The organism is Pantoea sp. SGAir0430, from assembly GCF_043549295.1.
The window spans coordinates 3,125,814-3,140,451 of sequence record NZ_CP039427.1 but is presented as its reverse complement, the minus strand read 5'-3'; the positions used below and the strand labels follow the sequence as shown (position 1 = coordinate 3,140,451).

General features: G+C 56.0%; 12 protein-coding genes. 7 read left to right on the top strand and 5 right to left on the bottom strand.

Features of this window, described 5'->3' with window-relative positions:
* Positions 1-21: 21 nt before the first annotated feature.
* From E7738_RS14840 to E7738_RS14820, 5 genes are all read left to right on the top strand, one after another.
* Positions 22-1,374 carry an MFS transporter gene (locus E7738_RS14840; RefSeq protein WP_394515751.1) on the top strand — a complete coding sequence of 451 codons (1,353 nt, stop codon included), beginning with the start codon at positions 22-24 and terminating at the stop codon, positions 1,372-1,374.
* Positions 1,375-1,774: 400 nt separating this feature from the next.
* Positions 1,775-3,148, top strand: coding sequence for a glycosyltransferase family protein (locus E7738_RS14835; protein WP_394515750.1), 1,374 nt, complete (start codon positions 1,775-1,777; stop codon positions 3,146-3,148).
* A 13-nt stretch (positions 3,149-3,161) separates the two neighbouring features.
* Positions 3,162-4,436 (top strand): glycosyltransferase family 2 protein, encoded by a 1,275-nt coding sequence (locus E7738_RS14830; RefSeq protein WP_394515749.1) that lies wholly within the window; start codon positions 3,162-3,164, stop codon positions 4,434-4,436.
* Complete coding sequence (locus E7738_RS14825; protein WP_021507897.1) at positions 4,436-5,842, top strand: radical SAM protein; 1,407 nt, start codon at positions 4,436-4,438, stop codon at positions 5,840-5,842. Before E7738_RS14830 ends, E7738_RS14825 begins: the two co-directional genes overlap by 1 nt.
* Positions 5,843-5,890: 48 nt before the next feature.
* Entirely contained in the window at positions 5,891-6,676 is a 786-nt protein-coding gene (locus E7738_RS14820; protein ID WP_394515748.1) for a hypothetical protein, read from the top strand.
* Positions 6,677-6,728: 52 nt separating this feature from the next.
* On the opposite strand, the gene treC is transcribed toward E7738_RS14820, so the two are convergent.
* The 5 genes from treC to mntP all read right to left on the bottom strand — a co-directional run bounded on the left by treC (position 6,729) and on the right by mntP (position 11,886).
* Entirely contained in the window at positions 6,729-8,393 is a 1,665-nt protein-coding gene (gene treC / locus E7738_RS14815) for an alpha,alpha-phosphotrehalase (RefSeq protein ID WP_394515747.1), read from the bottom strand.
* On the bottom strand, positions 8,377-9,819 hold the full coding sequence (gene treB / locus E7738_RS14810) for a PTS trehalose transporter subunit IIBC (protein ID WP_058770908.1): 1,443 nt from the start codon (positions 9,817-9,819) through the stop codon (positions 8,377-8,379). Before treB ends, treC begins: the two co-directional genes overlap by 17 nt.
* Positions 9,820-10,089: 270 nt before the next feature.
* Entirely contained in the window at positions 10,090-10,926 is an 837-nt protein-coding gene (locus tag E7738_RS14805) for a fumarylacetoacetate hydrolase family protein (RefSeq protein ID WP_394515746.1), read from the bottom strand.
* A 190-nt stretch (positions 10,927-11,116) separates the two neighbouring features.
* Positions 11,117-11,194 carry a stress response protein AzuC gene (gene azuC / locus E7738_RS14800; RefSeq protein WP_125310475.1) on the bottom strand — a complete coding sequence of 26 codons (78 nt, stop codon included), beginning with the start codon at positions 11,192-11,194 and terminating at the stop codon, positions 11,117-11,119.
* A 119-nt stretch (positions 11,195-11,313) separates the two neighbouring features.
* Positions 11,314-11,886, bottom strand: coding sequence for a manganese efflux pump MntP (gene mntP, locus E7738_RS14795; protein WP_021507902.1), 573 nt, complete (start codon positions 11,884-11,886; stop codon positions 11,314-11,316).
* A 283-nt stretch (positions 11,887-12,169) separates the two neighbouring features.
* On the opposite strand from mntP, the gene E7738_RS14790 reads away from it, so the two are divergent.
* A complete protein-coding gene (locus E7738_RS14790; protein WP_132466520.1) occupies positions 12,170-12,415 on the top strand; it encodes a DUF1158 domain-containing protein in 246 nt (81 codons plus the stop codon).
* Positions 12,416-12,941: 526 nt separating this feature from the next.
* A complete protein-coding gene (gene mqo, locus E7738_RS14785) occupies positions 12,942-14,552 on the top strand; it encodes a malate dehydrogenase (quinone) (protein ID WP_058780242.1) in 1,611 nt (536 codons plus the stop codon).
* Positions 14,553-14,638 lie beyond the last annotated feature (86 nt).

Below are 14,638 nucleotides of genomic sequence, written 5' to 3'. Positions count from 1 at the left end.
ACCCGAACCTGGGAGGTTGCAATGGAAAATACATCAACGCGCGGCGGCACCACCGCGCCAGCACCCGAGCACGCCGGACAGGATTATGTGCCGGCGCGCGCCGATGTGGTGCGCTCTCCGCGCATCCGTAAGATTCAAATCACCGCCATGCTGCTGCTGCTGTTCGCCGCCATCATCAACTACCTTGACCGCAGCTCGCTGTCGGTAGCCAACATGACCATCCGCGAGGAACTGGGCTTATCGGCCACCGAGATTGGCGTGTTGCTGTCGGCGTTTTCGCTGGCCTACGGTTTAGCCCAGCTGCCGTGCGGCGCGCTGCTCGATCGCAAAGGCCCGCGCATTATGCTGGCCATCGGCATGTTCTTCTGGTCACTGTTCCAGGCGGCGGCCGGGCTGGTGCATAACTTCACACAATTTGTGCTGGTGCGCATCGGGCTGGGCATTGGCGAAGCGCCGATGAACCCGTGCGGCGTGAAGGTGATTAACGACTGGTTCAACATCAAAGATCGCGGTATGCCGATGGGGATGTTTAACGCGGCGTCGATGATTGGTCTGTCGGTGGCACCGCCGATTCTGGCGGCGATGATGCTGGTGATGGGCTGGCGCGGCATGTTTGTCACCATCGGCGTGCTGGGCATGTTTCTCGCCATTGGCTGGTATCTCACCTATCGCGACCGGGATAACAACAAGCTGAGCGGTGAAGAGATTCACTATCTGCAGGCGGGCAGCGTGGCGTCACGCAAAGAGCCGCTGAGTTTCGCCGAGTGGCGTGGGCTGTTTAAGCAGCGCACCATGTGGGGCATGATGATTGGCTTCAGCGGCATCAACTATACCGCGTGGCTGTACATCGCCTGGCTGCCGGGCTATCTGCAGTCGACCTATCATCTGGATCTGAAAAGCACCGGCCTGCTGGCCGCCATTCCTTTCCTGTTCGGCGCGGCGGGCATGCTGCTCAACGGTTACGTGGTGGATTCACTGGTGTGTCGCGGTTTTGACGCGGTGAAAGTGCGCAAGGTGTCGATTGTCAGCGGCATGCTGCTCTCCGCGGCCTTTACCACCTTTGTGACGCGCGCCACCGACACCACCAGCGCGGTAACGCTGATTGGGATGGCGCTATTCTGCATTCACTTTGCCGGTACCTCATGCTGGGGCCTGATCCACGCTAACGTCACGGCGCGCATGACGGCGTCAGTGGGCAGTATCCAGAACTTTGCCAGCTTCGTTTTCGCCTCTTTTGCGCCAGTAATTACCGGCTGGGTGCTGGATACCACCAAATCGTTCAGCCTCGCGCTGATGATATGTGCGGGCGTCACGGTGGTCGGCGCGCTGGCTTACCTGCTGCTGGTCAGAAAACCGATCACCGATGGGGTGTAACACCAGGGTTTCTGCTTAATCCTCTTCTCCGGGTGCGCAGGTTATGCGCACCCTTTCTTCATCCGCCCGCCACACCTATTCCAGCCGCCGCGTTATCGCCTGATTCTGCATCTGATCAGATAAATTAAACTGCATGATGGCAATTACTATCCAGCACCATTAAGCCCAAAATAAGGAAAATATACCGCTAAACACGCCGGTAATAGTTATTATTTTAAGACAAAACTCAAAGACGAATATTATAAACCACCACCCTCAATGTATTATTATCCATTAATGCATTAACGAAGATGAATTAATTAGCCACAGTAAACTTTTGTGGATTAGATCAAAGTTTGACCGGATAATTTAACTTACCGTTCAGTCACTATTAATGTTCAGGTATGAGCGTGGTGACCAAATGGATTTACAACGCAAGGCCCTTTTTATCTCTTTTGATGCTGTGGCATTATCGGGTATTACGGTAGAAGCCACTAAAATTGCCGTTCGTTTACGCGAGCAGGGAATCACCTCCTTTCTTGATATCGGCTACGACATAAAAATTGATAAGGGAAATTTCGGACGCCCCTATTCCGAAAATGAAATCAATTCGCTGCAGCATCATTTTACCTTAGTCCGGCACGATGAAATTCGTCAGGTGGAAGGTTATAACCCGGCCTTTCTGCAATATATTCATGACGTGCTGATTAAGCATAGCCAGACGCTGGATGCCGCCGCAGAGAAAATCCTGGTGCAGCAGACGGAAAAGATGGCACAGGCGGTGGCAAACGCGCTGTGCGCAAAATGGCAGGCGCTGGATATCAATTATTTAATCATTGAGAACGGGACGCTGCCGGATAATATTATTTTTACCCGCGCGCTCTATCTGGCGATTACGCAATACGGCGCCGCAAAACAGCTCGGCCGGTTTGTGTTGTGGCGCGACCATGACCTGATGTGGAACAGCGAATCCACCTCATCGCGCTACGGCAATGCGCCCTGGCCACATGCCGTCAGGCCACAGCCCTCGCCGCATATTACCTACGTCACGCTGAACCAGGCACTGGCCTCACAACTGGCGGCCTGGTGCGAAAATCAGGTCGAAATCGAGGTGATGCGTAATACCTATCCTTTTGACCCGAGTCATCCGCGCAAAGATTTACGCCGCCAGTTTGGGTTGCTGGCGCAGGACAAGGTGATTGCCCGCACCACGCGAATTATTCCGGCTAAGCGACTCGATCGGGATATTCACCTGTTGCATGCGCTGAACAGTGAACTTATCGCGCAGCATCAGCCACAGCGCGTTTATTTAATGGTCGCCGGCGATCCGCTGGAAGACAGCGTGCATTATCACGCATTAAAGCAGTTAATTAGCCGGTTCCAGCTGGAGCGTTACGTCATCTTTTTTGGCGCGTTAAATCACGACTTCATGGAGCGTAATCCACAGGCCACCACCATTCAGGATCTTTATCACGCCTGCGATGTGGTGTCGTTTTTAACCGCATGGGATTACGACAGCTACGGTAATCCGATTGGCGAGGCGATCAGCCATCAGCGCTGTTATATCGCCACCCGCTATGAATATTATCACGAGGTGTATGGCCAGTACGGTTTTGAAGGCGAACTGATGGCGATTTCCGCCAGCCATGATGGCCTGCCGGATGCCGATTTTATTCAGCGCGTCAGTGCCTTATTACAGGATGACGCACGCCGCGACGCCATCGCCACGCGCAATTATCAGAAAGGAAAATCCCTGCTGTCGGATCACATCTTCCGGCAGATATTTAATGTGTAGTTAAGGAGTGACTATGGATAACCGTTGTTTTATTTCTGTCGTGCTGCCGGTTTATAACGAGGCAGCACGTATTAACGCGGTGCTGGAATCAATATTGCAGCAGCGTTCACCCGGCGGATTGTTTAATTTTGATAATCTGGAAGTGATCATGGTGGATAATAATTCCACCGATAACTCGGTCGCGCTGATTGAAGCCTTTGCCGCGCAGCATCCGCAGCTGACAATTCATCAGCTGCAGGAGACGGTGCAGGGCGTCTCTTCGGCGCGGAAAAAAGGCATGGATTTCGCCTCACAGCGCGCCGGTCTGCGCGACGAGGCCAGCGGTTTTCAGCGCAAACATTACATTCTCTCTGCCGATGCGGACTGCACCGTTGATGCACTGTGGATCGACGAACTGGTCGGCACCATGATTGCGCAAAACGGCGATCTGGGCACCTGTAACTACTACTACGAAACCGCGGATTTCCACGAGCGCCCGCGGCTGTATGCGGAGATTGATAAAACGCTGCGCTGCCGCCACGCTTCCTTCTCCCTGTTTGGCGGCTTTCCGGACGGCAAAGGCTTTGGCGTCGAAAAGCAGCTGTACGATGAAGTGGGCGGCATTGAGATTTTTTACCAGCTGAAAAACGGTGAGTTTGTCGAGCATCTGTCAGACGACTGGGATTTTGGCATCAAGGTGATCGCCGCCGGCGGCAAACCGGTGTATGCGCCCAACTCCCGCGTGCAGATCAACAGCCGCCGGGTGGATAATCTGCTGCACGAAGTAATTGAAGGCGTGGCCTACGGCCATAACGGCACCATCATCATGAAAGATGTGCGACCCACGCTCACCGCACTGACGCCGTTCACCGATGTCAGCGCAGAGCAGGCGCAGCAGGCGTGGCACTACTCGATTAAAGATTACGTGCCAAAAAATCTGGTGCTGCCGGTGCTGCTGAATCCGTCGCTGCTGCGCGACAACGCCGCGGTGATTGATTTCTTCACGCCAGAGGTGGCTGAACGCCTGTTCGACCGCATTCACAGCATAATGCTGGAGATGAGCGTGACCGATTTCCTGCCGATTCACAGCTACAAAACCCCGGCGTTTCGCCTCTATTTTGAATTCCGCCATGAGCTGTTTGCCGCGCTGCGTCGTGCCGTCGGCGCAGAGATTGGCGAGCCACCGCCGCTGCCGGCCTGCTTTGCTCAGGTAACGGAAAATGATTTCGCCCGCTTTGTCTGGTATTACTGCGAAGATCGCGAATCCGGTGAGGCGCATAACTACTTTGCAAACGGCGGGGTGTTCTGATGCGTGCTGCCTGGCTGCAATCCCTGCAGGATATCGATCGTCACTATCCTCGCCCGGCCATATGCGAGGTGCTTAGCCGGCCGGAAAACGCCGATTTGCTGGAATACGTGGTGCATGATCCTTTTGGTTGCCATGTATTTCCCGGTGATATTGACGATTTCCCGCTGCCGAATTTTTTCCGCGCCATGCAGCACAGCCTGAGCCATGCGCCGCAAATTCATCTGTGGGCGTATATCCCTACCTGCCGCTACAAGTGCCACTTTTGCCAGTTTCCTACGGTGATTGTAAATCCGCAGTCGCCGCGCGCACCTGAGCTGTTCCGCGATATCGTCGATCGCAACATTCAGGAGGCGAAACTGTGGCTGGCGCAGCTGCCGGCACTGGGTGAAGTGCCGGTGGGTGAGTTCAACCTGTTCGGCGGCACGCCCTCGCTGCTGCCACCGGATGAGCTGCGGCGCTTAATGGATTTTTACCGCAACCATTTCAACTTCCGCGAAGCCACGCTGCGCTTCGAAGGCGAGCCCGGCACGCTGACGCGCGAATTCCTCGCGCAGCTGCGCGAACTGGGCTTCAGCAAACTGTCGTTTGGCGCGCAGTCATTCTCAGATCGCCTGATCAAAGGCTGTGGTCGCCTGCACAGCGCGGATGCCTGCTACAAGGTGATTCGTGATGCGCGCGAGCTGGGCTTCGCCCTGGTCAGCGTCGACCTGATGTATGGCCTGCTGGGACAAACGGTGGACGACGTGCGTGACGATCTGCAGCAGGCGCGCGCGCTTGACCTGTCGCATCTGGTGTTCACCAAGCTGCACATGAAGCCGTTCGCCGAGAGCCGCACCGGCGTGTCGGCGGAGGGAGAAAATGCCTGGCAGCGTAAGAATGCGGCGATGCCCAGTCTGGGTCAGCAGTATCAGATGCGCGCGCTGGCCGAGCAGTGGCTGGATGGCGATTACCTTGAACATCCCACCATGTATTTCCACCATCGCAGCGCACCGCCGGAGAAGTGGAAAGCGATCATTACCGATCTCGACCAGCAGGCGCCGGAAGTGGCGATTGGCCTTGGCGGCAGCTCCAAATGTGCCGGCGCGGAGCTGATTAACCTGACCGACTACGCCGATTATCAGCGCGCACTGGATAACGGTGAGCTGCCGATCGCCTCGGTGCGCGGTATGTCGCCGGATCAGCAGGCCATCAACGGCTGCAAGATGGCGCTGTCAACGCTGATTCCGCTCGACGATGTGCTGTTTCAGCAGAAGTTTGGCGTCAGCCTGTTTGCCCAGCCGACCATCGCCCGTGCGCTGCGTGAGTTGCAGCAGCGCGAGTTAGTGCACAGCGATGGCCGCTACGTCACGCTCACCCCCGCCGGCCGCGTGCTGGTAGAAGCCATCATCAATACCCAGTTCGACTAAACCGCCCTTACCTCTCAACGGCACGCGACGGCGTGCCTGGAGCCTGTTATGTCCCAGTCTGTTTATAGCTTTTTTTATATCGCCATCGACACCGAAGCGGGCGTCACCGCTGAACAGTTTGAAACCTTCGTGCGCGAAAAAGGCGTGCATCTGCCCTGCTATCCCGGCTGGCGCTGGACGCTGTTTCGCGGTCTGCGCGGCGAGCGCGTCGATCAATACCTGATGCTGTTTGAAATGAAAGATGCGGCACAGCGCGCGCGCTTTATGCAGGATGACGGGGAACTTACCGCCGAGGCAGAGCACTTCTGGCATCTGCATCCCGACGCGGACGCGCTGCTCAGCGAGTGGCGCCAGCTGGCGACCTTCGCGCGACGCCCGACAATTTTCACCCATTTCGATCTGCTGGCAGAGAATCCTCACAGTACGCTGCCGGGTGGCCCGCGATTTGATGCCCGCAGCGGCACCGCGCGCATTCTCGGTACCCACTATCTGGCGCTGCGACCGGGCGTGCAGCCGCAGGAATTTGAGCAATTCATCGCGCAGAATGCCGCGCATATCGTTGATTATCCCGGCTGGAAGTTTCATCTGCTGAAAGGTCACAGCGGCAACCGGCTGGACGGCTATGTGGTGATGATGGAGATTGAGAGTGAAGCGGCGCTGAATGTGTTTTATCCGCAGCCTGATATCGCCACCGCCAGCGCGGCTGACTTTGCGCGCGCGCACCGGGATACCAAACAGATGTATGAAGAGTGGAAGCAACTGGCGTCCTTTTCCGGTTCGCCGCAGCTGTATACCGATTATCTCGCCGTGGCGGAATGCGGCACGCTGAAGTGAGTGCAGGCGGCGCGTTCTGCTCATTGCTGAAACGCGCCGCCGGTTTTCTCCGTTACGACTGGTAATAATACACCGCTTCAAAAGGCCGCAGGTACGTCAATGCCCCAGGCGGCGATGCCTCATTGTAATTACTCATCAGCACCTGCCAGTTGCCTTCAACTTCCGGCAGCAGCAAGGGCTGCGCGCTGTGACTCAGGTTCGCCACCACCAGCAGGCTTTCACGCGGCGAATTGCGACGATAACACCAGATGTGTGACGCTTGCGGTGCCAGATCCTGATAATCGCCCTCGGTGAAGATAGCGTAACGCTTACGCAGCCGAATCAGCGTTTGGTAGCCATAGAACACCGAGTTGCTGTCGAGCAGCGCGTTAGCCGCGTTGATCAGCGTATAGTTATCCGCCACGCCTATCCACGGCTCACCCCGCGTGAAGCCGGCATTGGCGCTGCTGTCCCACAGCATCGGCGAGCGGCTGTTGTCGCGCGATTTGCTGGCCAGAATCGCCAGGATTGCCGCCTCCGGCTTGCCCTGCGCCAGCCACGCAGCGTGGATGTTGTGGCTCTCAATGTCCTGATACTGCTCAATGCGGGTAAAATGAGGGTTGGTCATCCCCAGCTCTTCGCCCTGATAGATATAGGGCGTGCCCTGCATGCCGTGCAGCAACATCGCAAAGCATTTTGCCGAGGCGATGCGCAGCGCACCTTCATCACCAAAGCGCGTGACGATACGCGGCTGATCGTGGTTACACCAGAACAGCGCATTCCACGCCACGTCATGCATCCCGCGCTGCCACTCCCCAAAAATTGCCTTGAGCTGAACGAAGTCCGGTGCCGCCAGCGTCCATTTGTCGCCCTGGGGATAATCCACCTTGAGATGGTGGAAGTTAAAGGTCATCGACAGCTCGTTTTGCGCCAGCGAAGCATAGCGCTGGCAGTTGGCCAGCGTGGTCGAGGACATTTCTCCCACCGTCATCAGCCTACGCGGCGTGAACACATCGCGGTTGAACTCCTGCAGGTAGTCATGGATGCGCGGGCCATCGGTATAGAACCGCCGCCCGTCATGGCCGGGCAGATCGTCGCTAAAATCCTGATGCTTCGACACCAGGTTGATCACATCAAGCCGCAATCCATCGACGCCTCGATCCGCCCAGAAGTGGCATACCTGCTTTAACGCCTCGCGCACCGCCGGGTTTTCCCAGTTGAGATCGGCCTGCTCCGGCGCGTACAGGTGCAGATAGTATTGCTGACGCCGTTCGTTCCACGCCCAGGCGCTGCCGCCAAACTTAGACTGCCAGTTATTGGGCGGCGTGCCGGGCACCCCGTCGCGCCAGATATAGAAATCGACGTACGGCTGCTCACCGGCTTCGGCACGCTTAAACCAGGCGTGCTCGGTCGAGGTGTGGTTGAACACCATATCCAGCACCATGCGCATACCGCGCCGGTGCGTCTCCGCCAGCAGGTGGTCAAAGTCGGCCATGGTGCCGTAGGCGGGATCGATGGCGGTGTAATCCGCCACATCGTAACCGTTATCGATCTGCGGCGACACATAGATCGGCGTCAGCCACAGCGCATCGACGCCCAGCTGCTGCAGATAATCCAGCCGCTGGATCACACCGTTGAGATCGCCGGTGCCGCGCGCCCCGCTGTCCTGAAAACTTTTAGGATAGATTTGGTAGATCACCGCCTGGCGCCACCAGGGATATTCAGCGTGCCTGTTCATGTTGCACCTCTGCCTGGCTGATGATGGCGGTTGCCGCTTTTCGTTTGGTGATGATGATGGTCAGCAGCAGCGGAACCAGAATCGCCACCAGAATCGCCAGCGAGTAAACCGTCCAGTACTGTGGCTGAATCGAGAGGATGCCCGGCAAGCCGCCTACGCCGATGCCGTTGGCCATCACGCCGTTGAGGCCGCACAGCAGCGCCGCCAGCGCAGAGCCAATCATGGCGCACAGCATGGGGTAGCGGTACTTGAGGTTGACGCCGTACATCGCCGGCTCCGTTACGCCGAGCCACGCTGAAATGGCGGCCGGCACGGTGAGGTCGCGTTCAGCACGATCTTTGTTAGCGATAATGATGCCGACCACCGCTGCACCCTGTGCAATATTGGACAGCGCAATCAGCGGCCACACCGGCGTGCCGCCCATGCTCTGAATCATCTGCAGATCAACCGCCAGCGTGGTCTGATGCACGCCGGTGATCACCATCGGCGCATACAGGAAGCCAAACAGCGCGGCACCAATCGGCGCGAAGCTGCCGGTCATCAGATGACGCACCGCGAAGGCGATGCCGTCGCCAATCAGACGGCCAAATGGGCCAATCAGGCTGTGGGCGAGGAAAACCGACAGCAGCAGCGCACACACCGGCACCACCACCAGCGTCAGATAGGCGGGCACGATACGTTTTAGCGCCAGTTCGATTTTTGCCAGCGCCAGCCCGGCCAGCAGCGCCGGAATCACCTGCGCCTGGTAGCCGACCCGATCAATGCTAAACCAGCCGAAATTCCACACTTCCGGCACCTGGCTGCCAATCAGATACGCATTCATCAGCTGTGGTGAAACCAGCGTAATGCCCAGCACAATCCCAAGGATTGGCGTACCGCCCAGCTTGCGCACCACCGACCAGCAAATCCCCACCGGCAAATAGAAGAAGATCGCTTCGCCAATCAGCCAGAGGAAATCGTACAGCCCTTTCACACCGGGATAGAGCTGCACCAGGGTTTTATCATCCGCCACGGCAATATCGCCGAGCACGTTACGGAAACCGAGAATTAAACCGCCGCTAATTAACGCCGGTAATAACGGGAAAAATATCTCGGCAAAATGGGATAATAATGCCTCGTGCCATTTCATCTGGCTGCGCGCCGCAGATTTAATCTGCTCTTTAGAGGTCTCACTAATATTTAGTGCTTCTACTAACGCTTTATAATAAGTGTCAACTTCGGTTCCAATAATTACCTGAAACTGTCCGGCAGAGTTAAAGCATCCTTTAACGCCGGGCGTGGCGCGGATGGCCTCTGGATCGGCCTTGTCGACATCCTGCAGCACAAAGCGCAGGCGGGTAATACAGTGCGAAAGTGACAGAATATTTTCCCGACCGCCCACGCGGTCAATGAGATCGTTAATGATCTCGCGACTGATGGTTTTCATTATCATCCCTTATTTCCATGCCGGAATCGGCAGTGGACGATAATACGCCGCTGCTTTTAATTTTAACTATAGCAAAGCGAGGGAATTAGTTGGCGATCACAAAAATATTTACGTAATACATTGCAGGAAAATTAACTTAACAATAATTATTTAACCTGATAACTAAATCTGCGCCATATAAATATAAATTCGGGACATTTCGTATTGTTGAATATTTATTTAAACGGTAGCGCGGTGGCTGTGCAACGTTTGCCACCGCGCAGCAATGCGTCAGACGATGCGGTGGCGCAGACGACCAATCTTCTCAATTTCCACTTCGATCTCATCGCCAGGGAACATAAACAGCGGTGGCGTACGCTTTTTCCCCACGCCGCCCGGTGAGCCGGTGATGATGACATCGCCCGGTGACAGCGGACTAAACGCCGAGATGTATTCAATGATCTTCGCCACCGGATGCACCATGCTGGCCGTGGTATCGTTCTGCACTTCACGCTGATTCAGCCAGGTTTTGATCGCCAGCTGCTGCGGGTCCGGGATGTCGTCGGCGGTGGTCATCCACGGGCCAAAGCCGCCGGTTTGCTGCCAGTTTTTGCCTGCGGTAAACCAGGTGAACTGCATGTCGCGCACCGTGGCATCCATAAAGCAGCTGTAGCCCGCCACATGCTGTAGCGCATCGGCGGCTTTTACCTGATAAGCCGCTTTGCCGATGATCACCGCCAGCTCGCCTTCGTAATCAAATTCAGCCGTGGTCGCCGGTTTAAGCAGGGCCTGCTCGTGCCCAGCCAGCGAATCGGCAAAGCGCACGAATAGCGTCGGCGCGTCGAGCGTGGCGGCAAACTCCTGGCGCTTGTCGGCATAGTTCATACCAACGCAGAAGACTTTGCCTGGGTTTTCCACCACCGGCAGGAAGCGAATCGCGCTGAAGGCATAGTCCACCGGCTCGCTCAGGTATCCCTGCAGGTCACTCAGGCCACCGCGCTGCAGCAGAGTTTTCAAATCCGGACAGCTGTCGCCCAGCCGCGCACCGAGATCGATCACGCCGTCGGGTTGCACGATGCCATAACTTTTTCTTGCCTGGTCAATAAGAGAAAAACTGCACAGCTGCATGATGGCCTCAATGTTATAGAGAATTTGCGCGCAGGTTATCAAAAGCCAGACGGAAAAGCGGTATGACCTGAGGGTAAAGTAATTAATGTTTGTGAGTTTTGGTGACAGAGATGCGCAGAGGGGGTCGGCGCCGGGTGATAACCACAGGTCGATCCCTGACCGCGATTATCGAGGGTTTCTGGCGGAGCGCTTAGTTTAAGGCGCCCGGCGGTACGTGTTTGAAGGTCTCAACATAAGAGCGAAACACGGAGCGGAAAAAACGTTTCATGGTGCACCTGATACAAAAATTGTTGAAGAATTACGCGAAAATTATAACGCCCGCGCATTTTTCACGCAATTATTTTTGAACCAGATCACAAAAACGCGCCCACCTCAGGGTGCCAGACGTTAACGGAACAGCCCTAAGTGCTCAATCAGGATGGTGCAGCCAATACTGATCAGTACCACGCCGCCCAGCACTTCCGCCCATTTGCCCATTACCGGACCGATAAAGCGGCCGACCAGCACACCGGTGGTCGCCATGATAGTGGTAGCCGCACCGATGGTGAGCGCGGTGAGCACAATGTTAACCTGCAGGAACGCGAGGCCAACCCCCACCGCCAGCGCATCGAGGCTGGTCGCTACCGCCGTCAGCGCCAGTACCATAAAGCCGTGGCGCTGCGGCGCTTCACACGGCTCGTCGGCCGTCTGACGGAAACCTTCCATGATCATGCGGCCACCAAGAATGCCCAGCAGACCAAATGCCACCCAGTGATCCCACGCCATAATGTAGTGGCTGGCGGCCAGCCCGATGGCCCAGCCCACCAGCGGCGTCAGCATTTCAATGACGCCAAAAATCAGCCCTGTGCGTAATGCTTCTTTGAAGCCCGGACGATACAGCGACGCGCCTTTGCCCAGTGCTGCAGCGAAAGCGTCCATCGACATACCAAAGGCCAGAATCAGGGTTGCGATAAATGTCATGGTTTTCAGTCAATGCGGTGAAATAAGACGATTAAGCCTGCACTTTGTCCGCATATCGGGTTCAGTAATGAAAAAGTGCGCGCAGTCTAGCACGCTAACCCGCCAAAAAAAAGACAACAAAATCATGGGTTTAAGTATAGCAAAGGCTATAACTCTTAACTGCCGCTATTTCTGCAGCTAAGTGGATGGAATAGAAGAAATTTCTTAGCGCGCTGCTGCGGGGATTGCACCGCGCCGCGGTTTTATGCGCTAATGCCCGCGCTAACTGATTTGGAATGATGCGATGAAAAACCCATTTGAAACGCTGATCATCCCGGGCGGCATTCTGCTGCTGGGCTTTCTTTCGGCGCTACTGCTGCCCGCCCCTTCGTTTGGCGTGGCGCTGGCAAAACAGCTGCAGCAGGCTCTGCATCTGCAGGATGTGAATCAGCTGTACACCATAGTGTTCTGCGTCTGGTTTTTGCTGCTGGGTACCGTTGAGTTTTTCATTATCCGCTTCGTCTGGCGCCGCTGGTTCCAGCTGCGCTGAATGGTGCACGTGATGCATTTTTCTTCTGACGGGCGCCTGACACGGTGCCCAAATTAAAAGTCACACAAATGTAACATTATTTTTACACGATCTGGCGAAACATCAGGCAACATAAAATCCGCATAAAAAATCAATTTCGCTAAAACCTATCGTTTTCAATGCGTTAATTTGTGATCCAGCTCACCGTGTGAAATCAACCCTCTCCATTTCCCTCACACTGTCGCAACAACTACGTTACTATAACTGCCTGATTAGGGGATAAAAATCCCTTATGACAGCGCCGTCGGGCTGATTAATTCTTATGCTGAATCATTTCTGCATTTAAAAAATAAACAAACGTTTAATTCCGATACGAGAATGTTATATTCGAATGCATATGCATAACGTGCAGTTAACCGTTATCACACCTATGGCTTAAACCTGAGTCTTAACCTTTGAGAAATAGCGCAACGCGCTTGCAAAAAGCGTGGCTGTTTCGCCTGCGAACCTGTTGAGCTTCAGGGCAACAGAGAGGAGATGTCGCCTCATGAGCAACACTGCGGTAAATCTGGCGCTAGCCGCCGCTGGCATGGAAAGCACACACCTTCAGGAACGAAAAGACGTAGATGTCCTGCTGATCGGCGCAGGCGTGATGAGTGCTACCTTAGGCACCTGGCTGCAGGATCTCGAGCCAGACTGGTCGATTGAGATGGTCGAGCGGCTGGATGATGTCGCGGTCGAATCCTCTAATGGCTGGAACAATGCCGGCACCGGCCACGCGGCGCTGGCCGAGCTGAACTATACGCCCGAAAGAGCGGATGGCAGCATCGACATTGCCAAAGCGGTGGCGATTAACGAATCCTTCCAGATTTCCCGCCAGTTCTGGGCGTATCACGTACAGAAAGGCAACCTGACTAATCCACAAAGCTTTATTCACAGCACGCCGCACATGAGTTTTGTCTGGGGCGAGGCCAACGTCGCTTTCCTGCGCAAGCGCTTCCAGGCGCTGCAGAAAAGCACCCTGTTCCGCGGCATGAACTATTCCGAAGATCGTGACCAGATCGCTGAGTGGATTCCGCTGGTGATGAACGGGCGTGACCGCAAGCAGAAAGTGGCGGCCACCTGGACCGACATGGGCACCGACGTTAACTTCGGTGAAGTGACGCGCCAGCTGATTGCCGCGCTGGAGAAGAAAGAGAATTTCCGCCTGCGTCTGCGTCAGGAAGTGCGCGATATCAAGCGCCTGAGCGATGGGCGCTGGCAGGTAAGCCTGCACAACCTCGCCAGCGGTGAGTCGCGGGTGCTGACCGCGCGCCAGCTGTTTATCGGTGCCGGCGGTGCGGCGCTGCCGCTGCTGCAAAAAACCGGCATCCCGGAAGTAAAAGGCTACGCCGGTTTCCCGGTGGGCGGCTCGTTCCTCGTCACGGAAAACCCGGACGTGGTGGCGCAGCACATGGCGAAGGTGTACGGCAAAGCCAGCGTGGGCGCACCACCGATGTCGGTACCGCACGTTGATACCCGTGTGCTGGATGGCAAGCAGGTGCTGCTGTTTGGCCCGTTTGCGACCTTCTCCACCAAATTCCTCAAGCAGGGCTCGCTGCTGGATATGTTCGGCGCGATGAACAGCAGTAACCTGCTGCCGATGATGCAGGTTGGGCTGAAAAGCTTCGATCTGGTGAAATATCTGGTCGATCAGGTGCTGCAGAGCGATGACGATCGTATGGAAGCGCTGCGCGCTTATGTGCCGCAGGCAAAACAGGAAGACTGGAAGCTGGTCACGGCCGGTCAGCGCGTACAAATCATCAAAAATGATGAAAAAGAGGGCGGCGTGCTGCGTCTCGGTACCGAAGTGGTCACCTCGGCCGACGGCTCGATCTCTGCGCTGCTGGGCGCGTCACCGGGTGCCTCCACCGCAGCACCAATTATGCTGGAGCTGATGGCGAAAGTATTCCCGGAGCAAATGCGCTCGCCAGAGTGGCAAACAAAAATCCGCGCGGTAATCCCGTCGTGGGGCCGCAAGCTGAACGGCGACGTGGCGCTGACCGAGAAGGTGCTGGCCGAAACCAGTCGCGTGCTGCAGCTGGATTACGCACCGGTCATCACGCCGGAAGCCGCCAACGACGAAGGCCGTGAAACCGCCCATGTGGTGGGCAAGTAAGCGGCGACGCCTGTTCCTTCACCGGTAAATACAGACCTGCCTGAGGCCGCAATAGCGGCCTCTTTTTTTTTGATTACGGTGTCGCC

Bases quoted from the DNA above. Each gene is read 5' to 3' on its own strand.
- E7738_RS14840 (WP_394515751.1), top strand. From the start codon at position 22: ATGGAAAATACATCAACGCGCGGCGGCACCACCGCGCCAGCACCCGAG.
- E7738_RS14835 (WP_394515750.1), top strand. From the start codon at position 1,775: ATGGATTTACAACGCAAGGCCCTTTTTATCTCTTTTGATGCTGTGGCA.
- E7738_RS14830 (WP_394515749.1), top strand. From the start codon at position 3,162: ATGGATAACCGTTGTTTTATTTCTGTCGTGCTGCCGGTTTATAACGAG.
- E7738_RS14825 (WP_021507897.1), top strand. From the start codon at position 4,436: ATGCGTGCTGCCTGGCTGCAATCCCTGCAGGATATCGATCGTCACTAT.
- E7738_RS14820 (WP_394515748.1), top strand. From the start codon at position 5,891: ATGTCCCAGTCTGTTTATAGCTTTTTTTATATCGCCATCGACACCGAA.
- treC (WP_394515747.1), bottom strand. From the start codon at position 8,393: ATGAACAGGCACGCTGAATATCCCTGGTGGCGCCAGGCGGTGATCTAC.
- treB (WP_058770908.1), bottom strand. From the start codon at position 9,819: ATGAAAACCATCAGTCGCGAGATCATTAACGATCTCATTGACCGCGTG.
- E7738_RS14805 (WP_394515746.1), bottom strand. From the start codon at position 10,926: ATGCAGCTGTGCAGTTTTTCTCTTATTGACCAGGCAAGAAAAAGTTAT.
- azuC (WP_125310475.1), bottom strand. From the start codon at position 11,194: ATGAAACGTTTTTTCCGCTCCGTGTTTCGCTCTTATGTTGAGACCTTC.
- mntP (WP_021507902.1), bottom strand. From the start codon at position 11,886: ATGACATTTATCGCAACCCTGATTCTGGCCTTTGGTATGTCGATGGAC.
- E7738_RS14790 (WP_132466520.1), top strand. From the start codon at position 12,170: ATGAAAAACCCATTTGAAACGCTGATCATCCCGGGCGGCATTCTGCTG.
- mqo (WP_058780242.1), top strand. From the start codon at position 12,942: ATGAGCAACACTGCGGTAAATCTGGCGCTAGCCGCCGCTGGCATGGAA.